We start from the raw sequence: 12,393 nt of genomic DNA, 5'->3' as shown, positions 1-12,393 counted from the left end.
GCTACAGTGAATCACCGGCCGACGTCATCCGCCGGACAAGGACGACACGTGCGACATCTTCTTTCATCGGTTCTTGCCGCAACCATTCTCGCGATGCTCCTCTCCGCGAGCGCGGCCGCGCAGCCGATCACCAGCGAAAACTGCAACGCCAAGCGCGAAGCCATCGAGCGCGACATCGACGCGGCAAAGGCCAAGGGTCAGGCGCAGCGGGTGCGTGGGCTGGAGCGGGCGTTGAGCGCCAATCAGCGCAACTGCAGCGAGGAGCGGCTGCAGGCCGAGCACCGCAAGCGGGTGAAGGCCCAGGAGCGCAAGGTGGCTGAGCGACAGCGCGAGCTGCAAGAGGCCAAGCACAAGGGCCGCGCAGACAAGATCGCGCAGCGCGAGGGCAAGCTGCGCGAGGAGGAGGCCGAGCTCGAGCGGCTGAAAGCCGCCCACTGAGCCCGCCGAGGGCCGCCCTCAGGCCAGCAGGTCGCTCAGCGTGCGCGCAATCACCTTGGTCGCGCGGCGCAGGTCTTCGAGCACCACGCGCTCGTCGCTGCGCTTGGCGTGCGACTCGAGCACCGTGCGCGGGCCGGCGCCGTAGATCACGCCGGGAATGCCGGCTTCGCCGTAGAGGCGCACGTCGGTGTAGAGCGGCGTGCCCATCGCCTTGACCGGCTCGCCGAACAGCTCGCCGCCGTGCTTCTGGATCGCATCGACCAGCGGCTTGTTGCCCGCGAGCGGCTTCATCGAGTTGGCGAGCAGCAGTCGCTTGATGTCGACCGTGATGCCGGCGCTTTCGGCGGCCGCATCGGCGATCACCTTGCGGATAGTCGCTTCGACCTCGACCGGGTTCTCCTCGGGGATCATGCGGCGGTCGAGCTTGAACACCACCTTGCCGGGCACGACGTTGGTGTTGGTGCCTCCTTCGATGCGGCCGACGTTGAGGTACGGGTGCGTGATGCCCTCGACCTTCGACGTCACCTGCTGGTAGAGCGTGTTTTGCGCATAGAGCGCGTTGAGGATCTTCACCGCGCCTTGCAGCGCATCGACACCGGTGGTCGGAATGGCCGCGTGCGCCATCTTGCCGTGCACCGTCACTTCCATCTGCAGGCAGCCGTTGTGCGCGGTGACGACTTCGTAGCTGAAGCCGGCCGCGATCATCAGGTCGGGCTTGGTCAGCCCCTTCTCGAGCAGCCAGCCCGGGCCGAGGATGCCGCCGAATTCCTCGTCGTAGGTGAAGTGCAGCTCGACGCCGCCCTTGCTCGGCTTGGCGACCGCTTCGAGCGCACGCAGCGCGAAAGTGAAGCTCGCGAAGTCGCTCTTGCTCACCGCGGCGGCGCGGCCGTAGAGGCTGCCGTCGGCGATCTCGCCACCGTAGGGGTCGTGCGTCCAGCCTTCGCCGGGAGGCACCACATCGCCGTGGGCATTGAGCGCGACCGTCAGGCCGTCGTTGCCGTACTTCCGGCGCACGATCAGGTTGGTGATCGATTCGAGGCCGTAGTCCTTCACCTCCTGCGCGGGCACGGCGTGCTTCTCGGCGTCGAGGCCGAAGTCCTTCAGCAGCTCGGCGGTGCGCTCGGCGTGTGGCGCGTTGTTGCCCGGAGGCGTGTCGGTGGGCACGCGCACGAGTTCCTGCAGGAACTTCACTTCTTCGTCGAAGTGGGCGTCGATCCAGGCGTCGAGCTTGGCGTAGTCGGTCATGGGTGTTCTTCTGAAAGTCAATGAGCTTGTTCGGCTGCGAGGTCGTTCAGCAGGTTCTGGAAGGCCTGCACCGCGAGCTGGATGTCGTCGTTGGTGCTCGATTCGAGCGGGTTGTGGCTGATGCCCGAGTTGATGCCGCGCACGAAGAGCATGGCCTGCGGCATCACCTCGTGCAGCTTCATCGCGTCATGGCCGGCGCCGCTGGGCATGCGGAAGAGCGGAATGCCCAGCGCATCGACCGCTTTCTCCCAGCGCTGCTGCCAGTCGGGCGCGCTCGGCGCGGCGGAGGCGCGCATGCTTTCCTCGATCTCGTAGCGCACGCCGCGGCGTGCGCAGATGGCCTTGAGCTCGGCGAGCACGTCGTCGGTCAGCGCGTCGCGCTGCGCGTTGTTCGGCGCGCGCATGTCCAGGCTGAACTTGCAGCGGCCGGGCACCACGTTGATGGAACCGCTGGGCACTTCGAGCATGCCGACGGTGCCGACCGAGTCGCCGTCTTTCGCGGCGCGCTGCTCCGTGTAGAGGATGAGTTCGGCGACCGCGGCGGCGGCGTCGCGGCGGCGGTCCATCGGCGTGGTGCCGGCGTGGCTGGCCGTGCCGATCACTTCGCCCACGAAGCGCACGCCGCCGTTGATGGCGGTGACGATGCCCAGCGGCAGGTCGAGCTCGGTGAGCACCGGACCTTGTTCGATGTGCACCTCGACAAAGCCGAGGTAGCGTGCCGGGTCGCGCTGGATCTTCGGAATGTCTTCCGGCTTCAGGCCCGCGTGCTGCATGGCCTCGCGCATGGTGATGCCGTCGGCATCCTTCTGGTCGAGCCAGCGCTGGTCGAAGTGGCCGATGAGCGCGCCCGAGCCGAGGAAGGTCGCCTTGTAGCGCTGGCCTTCTTCTTCCGCGAAGCCGACGACTTCGAAGGCGAAGGGCAGGCGCTTGCCTTGCCGTGCGAGTTCGCGCACGCAGGCGATCGGCACGAAGATGCCGAGGCGCCCGTCGTACTTGCCGCCGTTGCGCACGGTGTCGTAGTGCGAGCCGGTGAGCAGGGTCTTCGCATCAGGAGTCGAGCCCTCGTAGCGGCCCACCACGTTGCCGACCGCATCGACGTGCACCGAGTCGAAGCCCACGTCGCGCATCAGCGCGCTGATCTGCGCGGCGCAGGCGCGGTGCGCGTCGGTGAGGTAGGTGACGGTGAGCTGGCCCTTCTCGGCATAGCCGGGGTCGGTGTGCACCGAGAGCTGTTCCTGCCAGTCCCACACGTCGTTGCCGAGCGTGACGTCGGCGGCGAACTTGTCGTCGAGGCGGATCTCGGCGATGCGGTGGATGTTGCGCAGCGCTTCGCCGAGTTCGAATTCGGGGTGGTTGAAGAGCCGGCGCTCGAAGGTGTCGATGATCTCGCGCTTGGCGAGGCCGGTGCCGCGCGGGCCGCGCACCGCCAGGATGAACGGAAAGCCGAACTTCGCGTTGTAGTCGGCATTGAGCTTCTGGATCTTGGCGAACTCTTCGGGCGTGCAATCGGTGAGGCCGGCCTTGCTCTGTTCGTTGGTCGATTCGGCCGTGAGTGTCTTGCTGACCATGGCCTTGCCCGCGAGCTCGGGGTGGGCGCGGATCAGGCCGATCTGTTCGTCGACCGAGGATGCGGCCAGTGCTTTCACCAGCGCGTGCTTCAGGTGCGCGAGCGAGCGGAAGGGGCGGGCGGGCAGCGCGCGTTGCGCGATCCAGGGCGAGTGTTCGTAGATGCCGTCGAGCAGGGCGACGGCTTCGGCGGGCACGGCCGCGTTGAGTTGGGCGATGGTGAGGCTCATGGTCAACTTCCTGTGACGGCCGATGCGGCGTCCGATGTGTAGGGATGCGCCTGCTTCCAGTGCCGCGCGATGTCCACGCGCCGGCAGACCCACACGCGCTCGTGCTGCGCGATGTGGTCGAGGAAGCGCTGCAGCGCGGTGATGCGGCCGGGCCGCCCGAGCAGGCGGCAGTGCATGCCGATGCTCATCATCTTGGGGCTGTTGTCGCCGTTCGCGTCGCCTTCTGCGTAGAGCGCATCGAAGGTGTCCTTCATGTACTGGAAGAACGGGTCGGCGTGCGAGTAGCCCTGCGGCAATGCGAAGCGCATGTCGTTCACGTCGAGCGTGTAGGGCACGATGAGCTGCGGCACCACCGTGCCGTCGGTCTTCTGCACCTTCATCCAGAAGGGGAGGTCGTCGCCGTAGTAGTCGCTGTCGTATTCGAAGCCGCCGTAGTCGGCCACGAGGCGCCGGGTGCGCGGGCTGTCGCGGCCGGTGTACCAGCCGAGGGCGCGCTCGCCGGTGAGCTTTTCGATGGCCTCCATGCCCAGGCGCATGTGCTCGCGCTCGGTGGCTTCGTCGAGGTTCTGGTAGTGGATCCAGCGCCAGCCGTGGCAGGCGATCTCGTGGCCGAGTTCCTTGAACGCTGACGTCAGCTCGGGGTAGCGCTCCAGCGCCATGCCCACGCCGAAGACGGTGAGCGGCAGGCCGCGCTTTTCGAACTCGCGCAGGATGCGCCAGACGCCCGCGCGCGAGCCGTATTCGTAGATGCCTTCCATGCTGATGTGGCGGTCCGGAAAGCTGGCCGGATTGAACATCTCGGAGAGGAACTGCTCCGAGCCCGCGTCGCCGTGCAGCGTGGCGTTTTCGCCGCCCTCTTCGTAGTTGAGAACGAACTGCACCGCGATGCGCGCGCCGCCCGGCCATTGGGCATGCGGCGGGTTGCGGCCGTAGCCGACGAGGTCGCGCGGGTAGGGCAGGGTGGTGTCGTAGACGGTCATGAGGTCAAGGGCTTTTCAGGACAGTGCGAGAGCGATGTCGTTGGTCGGAACCTTGCGGTCGAAGGTCAGGTTGGCCTCGACGTGTTCCAGGTGTTCGGTCATGAGGCGCACGGCGCGCTCTTCGTCGCGGGCGGCCAGCGCCTTCACGATGTCGGCGTGCTCGTCGTTGGAGTGCTCGGCCGCGCTCACGCTCTGGTACATGAGCGTGATGAGGGCGCAGCGCGAGATCAGCTCGCCGAGGATCTGCGCCAGCACCTGGTTGCCCATGAGCTCGGCCATGCGCACATGGAAGTCGCCGAGCAGCTCGGTGCGGCCCGAGATGTCTTCACCCGACACGGCGGATTTCTCGAGCGCGACGTGTTCCTTCAGCGCCTTGATCTTGGCCGGCGTGACGGTGCGCACGAACTCGCGTGTCATCTCGGCTTCGAGCATGCGGCGCACGGCGAACACCTGCTTGGCCTCGTCCACCGCCGGTGCGGCCACGAAGGCGCCGCGCGCCGGCTCGAGGCGGATCAGCTTGTTCTGCGAGAGCTGGAACAGCGCCTGTCGCACCAGCGTGCGAGAGACACCGAAGTGATCGGCCAGCTTCTGCTCGGCGAGCTTGGTGCCGGGCTGCAGGCGATGCTCGACGATGGCCTTGGTAAGGGCATCGACGATCGAACGGGTGGTGGAGGACTCCATGTTTTTCATGATAGACCCAAAGCCGGTAACTGTATACACTTTTGTCCACCGGAATTTCCCGCCCCCGATCCGAGCCCCTCGCTCGATCTTTCTCGATCTTTGAAGGAGCGCCCCATGGGCTTGAGCACTCACGTACTGGACACGATGCACGGCGGCCCCGCGGCCGGCATGGACGTGGCGCTGTACACCACCGACGGCGATGCCGCGACGCTGGTGAAGCGCTTCACGCTGAATTCGGACGGCCGCAGCGACGGGCCGCTCTACGACAACCACTCGATCAAGGTCGGCACCTACCGGCTGGTGTTCGACGTGGCGGGCTACTTCAAGGCGCGCGGCGTGAAGCTGCCCGAGCCGAATTTCCTCAACAAGGTGTCGCTGGATTTCGGCGTGGCGCACACCGATCAGCACTATCACGTGCCGCTGCTGGTCAGCCCGTGGAGCTACTCCACGTACCGCGGCTCCTGAGGTCAGTCGCCTTGTTGCTGACCTTCGGTGAGCGTGTCGAGCTGGAATCGGCCGCTCTTGTCCCAGAGCCAGGTGTCCGTCCACGTCACCGCGCCGAGCCGCGTGGCGGCAGGGAAGGGCGCGGCCTGCAGCACGGCGCGCTCGATCTCGGCGATGACCTCGGGCGCATGCTGCGGTGCGCGCAGCCAGTGCATCGAGACGACCTTGCCGCCCGTATCGAGGTTCACCTGCAAGGTGCCGACCGCGTAGAGCATGGGCGGCATCTGCCCGCTGTAGATGCGCGACCGGTTGAGGTCGTACACGTGGCGGGCCGCATCGCGCCGATAGTCGCGCGCGGTGGCCGCATTCGATGCGCGAGGAACGGCACCGGATGCGCCGCCTTTGGCGCTGCTCAACTGACCGGGAACCGCGCCGGGGCTGCCGCAGCCGGCGAGCCAGAGTGCGGAACAAAGAACGGATGCCGCCAGTGCAAGGCGGCGCGGCGTAAGCTGGGCATTCATCGCCGGGTTTATACCGTGAGTCCTTGCGGGCCCGGCAACCGAAGGTATCGGGCATGAGCGGTGCGGTCGATCAATTGCTGGCACGTCTTCGCACCGAAGACGCCGTGCTGGTGCGTGTCGAGTCCACGCAGGGCTCGGCGCCGCGCGAGGCGGGCACGTGGATGGCAGTGTGGGCCGATGCGCTCACGGCCACCATCGGCGGCGGGCAGCTCGAATACCAGGCCACGCAGGAGGCGCGCGAACTGCTCGCGGGCAAGCGCGCCATCGACGGCATCCAGCGCTATCCGCTCGGCCCCAGCCTGGGGCAGTGCTGCGGCGGCGTGATGTTCCTGTCGTACCGGCGCATCACTGCAGCCGATGCACCCGCATTGCAGCGCGAACTGGTCGCACAACTCAAGCCCGTCGCGCTGTTCGGCGGCGGCCATGTAGGCGCCGCGCTCGCACGGCTGCTCGCCGCGCTGCCGTTTTCAGTGCGCTGGATCGACAGCCGCGACGGCGTTTTCCCCGACGAACTCCCCGCGCAGATCGACACCGAGCATTCCGAGCCGGTGCAGGACGCCGTGGCCGCGCTCGCCCCGGGCAGCCGCGTGCTCATCATGAGCTTCAGCCACGCCGAAGACCTCGACATCGTCATCGCGTGCCTCAAGCGCCTGCGCACGCGCAACGACCTGCCCTACATCGGCCTCATCGGCAGCAAGACCAAGTGGGCCACCTTCAGCCACCGGCTCGAAGCGCGCGGCTTCACGACCGACGAACTGGCACGCATCACCTGTCCGATCGGCGTGCCCGGCATCACGGGCAAGGAGCCCGAGGTGATCGCCGTCGCGGTGGCGGCACAGTTGTTGCAATCTTTGGGCTGATGTGCGGGACGTTCGGGAATGACAGAGCCGTTCACGCTGAGCCTGTCGAAGCGCCGCGCACGGCTTCGACAAGCTCAGCCCGAACGGCCGTCATCGGTCTCGCATAAAAAAGCACCCCGACCTTTGCCAAAACTGTATACACTTTCGGTCCACAACAAGCCGCAGCGGAGCGAGGCCCATTTCATGGAGCCTGCGTTCGCGGCACTTTCTCTGCTTACAGCGCCCGCAGTGGTGAGCAGGCTGAAACCCCTCATCGACGCCCCACGCGTCTAGAGGGTTGAGAGAGAGCACATGGAAAGCTATTACCTCGACTGGGCCAACCTGCTGCTGCGCTGGGTCCACGTCATCACCGCCATCGCCTGGATCGGCGCCTCCTTCTACTTCGTGATGCTGGACAACAGCCTCGAGAAGCCGCAGGACCCCGAATCGCTCGACAAGGGCGTGGGCGGCGAGCAGTGGGCCGTGCACGGCGGCGGCTTCTACAACATGCAGAAGTACGCGCTGGCGCCCAAGAAGCTGCCGGACCACCTGCACTGGTCGTACTGGGAGAGCTACTCCACCTGGATCACCGGGTTCACGCTCTTCACCATGTCGTACCTGTGGAACGCCAGCACCTACCTCATCGACAAGTCGAAGATGGACTGGCAGCCCGGTGCCGCCATTGCCGTGGCGCTGGCTTTCTTCGTCGTGTTCTGGATGGTCTACGACGGCATCTGCCAGGTGTTCGGCCGCCGCAAGAACGGCGACACCATCGTCGGCGTGCTGATCGCGATCTTCATCGTCTTCGCGACCTGGCTGGCCTGCCAGTGGTTCGCGGGCCGCGCGGCCTTCCTGCTCGTGGGCGCCATGATGGCCACCACGATGAGCGGCAACGTGTTCTTCTGGATCATCCCAGGCCAGCGCAAGAACGTGGCGGCGCTGCGCGAAGGCAAGCCGGTCGATCCGGTGCACGGCCAGCGCGGCAAGCAACGCAGCGTGCACAACACCTACTTCACGCTGCCGGTGTTGTTCGCGATGCTGAGCAACCACTACAGCTTCACCTACACGCACAAGTACAACTGGATCGTTCTGCTGCTCATCATGCTCGGCGGCGCGGCCATCCGGCAGTTCTTCGTGGTGCGGCACCGCTTCAAGCTCGGCAACGCGGGCAACCCGCTGCCGTATGCGCTGGTCGGCATCGTGGTGCTGGGCCTCACGATCGTCTGGATGAAGCCCGAGCCGGCCGCCGCTCCCGTGGCTGCCGCAGCGGCGCCCGCGGTCGCGTATGCCGACGTGCAGAAGGTGCTCGAGCAACGCTGCTTCATGTGCCACGGCGCGGCCGTGCAGATGAAGAACGTGCGCGTCGATTCGCCCGACCAGGTCGCGGCGCATGCGCAGGCGATCTACCAGCAGGTGGTGGTCACGAAGATCATGCCGATGAACAACGCAACCGGCATCACCGATGAAGAACGCGCATTGATCAGCCGCTGGTTCCAGGCTGGCGCAAAGACGAATTAAGACGAATCGGATAGACCGCGGTCAAGAGAGCGGGCCCACCGCTCCCCGCACAATTGCCGGATGGAGACAAAGCAAGCCATGACCGCATCGACCTCGTCCTTCGGGCCCGCGCCCGATCCGCGCGAAGCACCCCGCGCCTTCCTCGAACACCTGTACCGCGTGGCGGTGGACCGCGCGCTGCCGCTGTCTACGCTGGGCGCCCACCTGCCCAAGCCGCCCAAGGGACGCACCGTGGTGCTGGGCGCCGGCAAGGCAGGCGGCTCGATGGTGCAGGCGCTCGAAGCCCTGTGGCCGGCGGATGCGCCCCTCTCGGGCCTCGTCGTCACGCGCTACGACCACATTCCGCCGCGCCCCGAAGGCGTGCCGCAGCGCATCGAACTCGTCGAGGCCGCACACCCCGTGCCCGACGCGGCCGGGCAGCAAGCGGCCGAGCGCATCCTCGCACTCACGCAGGGGCTCACGGCCGACGACCTCGTGCTGTGCCTGATTTCGGGCGGCGGCTCGTCGCTGCTGGTGCTGCCCGCCGAAGGCCTCACGCTGGCCGACAAGCAGCGCATCAACAAGCAACTGCTCGACAGCGGCGCGCACATCGGCGAGATGAACTGCGTGCGCAAGCACCTCTCGCGCATCAAGGGCGGCCGGCTGGCTGCGGCCTGCGCGCCGGCGCGTGTCGTGACGCTCACCATCAGCGACGTGCCGGGCGACGACCCGGCCGTCATCGCGAGCGGCCCCACGGTGCCCGATGCGACGACGTGCGCCGAGGCGCTCGCCATCCTCGACCGCTACGGCATCGAAGTGCCCGCACCCGTGCGGGCGCAACTGCAAAGCGGCGAACTCGAAACGCCCAAGCCGAACGACAAGGCCTTCGCCGGCCACGAGACCCACATGATCGCCACGCCCCAGCAGTCGCTCGAAGCGGCGGCCCAGGCGGCGCGCGAGGCCGGCATCGAGGCGCACATCCTCAGCGACGAGATCGAAGGCGAATCGCGCGAAGTCGGCAAGGTGCATGCGGCCCTGGCGCGCGCCGCGGCCCAACGCGGTCAGCCGTTCGCTCGGCCCTGCGTCATTCTTTCGGGCGGCGAGACCACGGTCACGATCCGTCCCCGCCAGCCGGGCCAGGCCAAGGGACGCGGCGGCCGGGCCGGCGAGTTCTGCATGGGCCTGGCCGGTGCGCTCATGGGCGTGCCGAACGTGTGGGCGCTGGCCGCCGACACCGACGGCATCGACGGCGTGGAAGACAACGCCGGCGCCTTCGTCACGCCCGACACCCTGGCGCGCGCCACCGCTGCGGGGAAAAAGCTGTCGGACCACCTCGACCGCAACGACGCCTACGGCTATTTCGACGCCATCGGCGACCTGTTCGTGACGGGGCCGACGAACACCAACGTCAACGATTTCCGCGCGCTTTTGATCCTGTAAAGGGGCAAAAGGGCGATTTGTGAGCCCCGGCGAAGACTGTTAACTCGGGTTAATCTACGCACCCGGCGGCAATTTGCCGCCGCTGTCGCATGCGCACCTCCCAAAAGGTGCCGCGCCGCGCACCCAGATTTCCCCTTTTCATCATCCAGTCCTCGAAGGAAAAGCTCGTCATGACCGCCACCTACACCGACACCCGCCTGCTGATCGACAACGAATGGGTCGACGCCACCGGCGGCAAGACGCTGGACGTCGTGAACCCCGCCACCGGCAAAGTCATCGGCAAGGTGGCGCATGCCAGCATTGCCGACCTGGACCGCGCCCTGGCCGCCGCCCAGCGCGGCTTCGACAAATGGCGCAACACCCCCGCCAACGAGCGCGCCGCCGTCATGCGCCGCGCCGCCGGCCTCATCCGCGAACGCGCCGGCGACATCGCCAAGCTGCTGACGCAAGAGCAGGGCAAGCCGCTCGCCGAAGCCAAGGGCGAGACCCTGGCTGCCGCCGACATCATCGAATGGTTCGCCGACGAAGGCCGCCGCGTCTACGGCCGCGTCGTTCCCTCGCGGAACCTGGCCGCGCAGCAGCTCGTGCTCAAGGAGCCGCTCGGCCCCGTCGCAGCGTTCACGCCGTGGAACTTCCCGATCAACCAGATCGTGCGCAAGCTCGGCGCAGCGCTGGCCACCGGCTGCTCGTTCCTGGTGAAGGCGCCCGAGGAAACCCCGGCGTCCCCCGCCGCGCTGCTGCAGGCTTTCGTCGACGCCGGCATTCCCCCCGGCACCGTCGGCCTCGTGTTCGGCAATCCCGCTGAAATCTCGAACTACCTCATCGCCCACCCGATCATCCGCAAGGTCACCTTCACCGGCTCGACGCCGGTCGGCAAGCAACTGGCCGCGCTGGCCGGCTCGCACATGAAGCGCGTCACGATGGAACTGGGCGGCCACGCCCCGGTGATCGTGGCCGAAGACGCCGACGTTGCCCTGGCCGTCAAGGCCGCCGGTGCCGCCAAGTTCCGCAACGCGGGCCAGGTCTGCATTTCGCCGACCCGCTTCCTGGTGCACAACAGCCTGCGCGAAGAGTTCGCCCGCACGCTGGTCAAGTACACCGAAGGTCTGAAGCTCGGCGACGGCCTTGCCGAAGGCACGACCATCGGCCCCCTGGCCAATGCGCGTCGCCTCACCGCGATGGCCTACGTTCTCGAAGACGCGCGCAAGAAGGGCGCCACCGTGGCGGCCGGCGGCGAACGCGTCGGTGACTCGGGCAACTTCTTCGCGCCCACCGTGCTGACCGACGTGCCGCTGGACGCTGACGTGTTCAACAACGAACCCTTCGGCCCCATCGCCGCGATCCGTGGCTTCGACACGCTCGAAGAAGCGATTGCCGAAGCCAACCGCCTGCCATTCGGTCTGGCCGGCTACGCCTTCACCAAGTCGATCAAGAGCGCGCACCTGCTGAGCCAGAAGCTCGAACTCGGCATGCTGTGGATCAACCAGCCTGCCACCCCGTCGCCGGAAATGCCGTTCGGCGGCGTGAAGGATTCGGGCTACGGTTCGGAAGGCGGCCCCGAGGCGCTCGAGGCTTACCTGAACACCAAGGCTGTCTCGATCCTCGGCGTTTAATCAGTCCTCGGCGCTGGCGTTCCAGAAGGCCTGCTGGACGCCATTCAGCGCTTCGAGTTCCGTGATCACCTGGTCGAGCTCCAAAGGCTCGACCGCGGTCGCATACAGCGTCGCTTCGATCTCCGTGTCGGCCGGCCCGAAGGCGTGCTGGTCGACATCACGCACCGGGTAGTTCGCGGCTTCGAGCAAAAGCAGCAGCTGGTCCATCACATCGGGCCGTGCTGCGCGCGAGCAGATCACCCGCACCGTGTAGGTCGCCTCGCTCGATTCTTCATTGATCGGCCGGCGGTTGATGCGGTTCACCACCGGCAGCAGCAGCGTGTTGCTGGCCAGCACGAACATCGCGGCGATCATCGCTTCGCCGATCAGATCAGCGCCCGCGCAGGCCCCCACGGCCGCCGACCCCCACAGCGTGGCCGCCGTGTTCAGGCCCGTGATGTTGGTGCCTTCTTTCATGATCGCGCCCGCGCCCAGAAAGCCGATTCCGGAGACCACGTAGGCCGCCACATGCACGGCCCCATCGTGGCCATGCAGCCGGTTCGCCATGTCCACGAACACAGCAGCACCCACCGCCACGAGCGTGTTGGTGCGCAGGCCCGCGGCGCGCTGCCGTATCTGGCGCTCCAGGCCGATCAGCGAGCCGAGCGTGAAGGCGACCGCCACGCTGACGAAGGTGTCGAGCAGCGAGGGCAGGTTGAAGTTTTGAATGGCTTGCATCCGATATGTCTTTCGATGTTTTGCGCCAGTGTGCGGGGCTTGGGTGTCATCTGCGTGTAGCTTTGTTCAGGGCGTCGATCACGCCGACGGGGTACACGGCGAAGCGAATGTCCCCCGGCTTCGCCTCCTCCTTGATTTCGCTGCGCAAGGCACCCCATCGGCGTGCTCGTCTTCAGAGCCGT

At 66.9% G+C, this 12,393-nt stretch carries 12 protein-coding genes; 6 read left to right on the top strand and 6 right to left on the bottom strand.

Annotated features, from left to right (window positions below; all coding sequences use genetic code 11):
- The first annotated feature begins 93 nt into the window (after positions 1–93).
- The gene (locus QF040_RS16130) at positions 94–438 is read left to right on the top strand and encodes a DUF1090 domain-containing protein (RefSeq protein ID WP_429611901.1); all 345 of its coding nucleotides are present in this window, start codon (positions 94–96) and stop codon (positions 436–438) included.
- Positions 439–456: 18 nt separating this feature from the next.
- Here QF040_RS16130 and QF040_RS16125 read toward each other — a convergent pair whose 3' ends face one another.
- Genes QF040_RS16125 through QF040_RS16110 form a run of 4 tightly spaced genes read right to left on the bottom strand, consistent with a single transcriptional unit; the run spans position 457 to position 5,149 of the window.
- Positions 457–1,683 carry a M20 family metallopeptidase gene (locus tag QF040_RS16125; RefSeq protein WP_429611900.1) on the bottom strand — a complete coding sequence of 409 codons (1,227 nt, stop codon included), beginning with the start codon at positions 1,681–1,683 and terminating at the stop codon, positions 457–459.
- A 17-nt stretch (positions 1,684–1,700) separates the two neighbouring features.
- Complete coding sequence (gene uraD, locus QF040_RS16120) at positions 1,701–3,479, bottom strand: 2-oxo-4-hydroxy-4-carboxy-5-ureidoimidazoline decarboxylase (protein ID WP_429611899.1); 1,779 nt, start codon at positions 3,477–3,479, stop codon at positions 1,701–1,703.
- A gap of 2 nt (positions 3,480–3,481) precedes the next feature.
- Positions 3,482–4,459, bottom strand: coding sequence for an allantoinase PuuE (gene puuE / locus QF040_RS16115; protein WP_429611898.1), 978 nt, complete (start codon positions 4,457–4,459; stop codon positions 3,482–3,484).
- Between the two features lie 15 nt (positions 4,460–4,474).
- Positions 4,475–5,149: a GntR family transcriptional regulator gene (locus QF040_RS16110; protein WP_429611897.1), complete on the bottom strand. Its 675-nt coding sequence runs from the start codon at positions 5,147–5,149 to the stop codon at positions 4,475–4,477.
- Positions 5,150–5,254: 105 nt separating this feature from the next.
- Here QF040_RS16110 and uraH point away from each other — a divergent pair, with 105 nt between their 5' ends.
- On the top strand, positions 5,255–5,605 hold the full coding sequence (gene uraH / locus QF040_RS16105; protein ID WP_307503182.1) for a hydroxyisourate hydrolase: 351 nt from the start codon (positions 5,255–5,257) through the stop codon (positions 5,603–5,605).
- Between the two features lie 2 nt (positions 5,606–5,607).
- Here uraH and QF040_RS16100 read toward each other — a convergent pair whose 3' ends face one another.
- Positions 5,608–6,105 (bottom strand): hypothetical protein, encoded by a 498-nt coding sequence (locus tag QF040_RS16100; RefSeq protein ID WP_429611896.1) that lies wholly within the window; start codon positions 6,103–6,105, stop codon positions 5,608–5,610.
- A 53-nt stretch (positions 6,106–6,158) separates the two neighbouring features.
- Here QF040_RS16100 and xdhC point away from each other — a divergent pair, with 53 nt between their 5' ends.
- The 4 genes from xdhC (at position 6,159) to QF040_RS16080 (ending at position 11,494) form a co-directional block, all read left to right on the top strand.
- Entirely contained in the window at positions 6,159–6,965 is an 807-nt protein-coding gene (xdhC, locus tag QF040_RS16095; protein WP_429611895.1) for a xanthine dehydrogenase accessory protein XdhC, read from the top strand.
- A 291-nt stretch (positions 6,966–7,256) separates the two neighbouring features.
- Positions 7,257–8,462 (top strand): urate hydroxylase PuuD, encoded by a 1,206-nt coding sequence (locus QF040_RS16090; protein ID WP_307503187.1) that lies wholly within the window; start codon positions 7,257–7,259, stop codon positions 8,460–8,462.
- A gap of 78 nt (positions 8,463–8,540) precedes the next feature.
- Positions 8,541–9,881, top strand: a complete 1,341-nt coding sequence (locus tag QF040_RS16085) for a glycerate kinase type-2 family protein (RefSeq protein ID WP_429611894.1) — start codon at positions 8,541–8,543, stop codon at positions 9,879–9,881.
- 170 nt (positions 9,882–10,051) lie between these two features.
- Entirely contained in the window at positions 10,052–11,494 is a 1,443-nt protein-coding gene (locus tag QF040_RS16080) for an NAD-dependent succinate-semialdehyde dehydrogenase (protein ID WP_429611893.1), read from the top strand.
- Here QF040_RS16080 and QF040_RS16075 read toward each other — a convergent pair whose 3' ends face one another.
- Entirely contained in the window at positions 11,495–12,211 is a 717-nt protein-coding gene (locus QF040_RS16075) for an MgtC/SapB family protein (RefSeq protein ID WP_307598122.1), read from the bottom strand.
- Positions 12,212–12,393: the final 182 nt, after the last annotated feature.

The sequence above is a fragment of the Variovorax sp. W2I14 genome (genome assembly GCF_050435205.1).
Lineage (GTDB): Bacteria > Pseudomonadota > Gammaproteobacteria > Burkholderiales > Burkholderiaceae_C > Variovorax > Variovorax paradoxus_C.
Note: the sequence above shows the minus strand (reverse complement) of the source record. Positions and strands in the feature narration are given on the sequence as shown.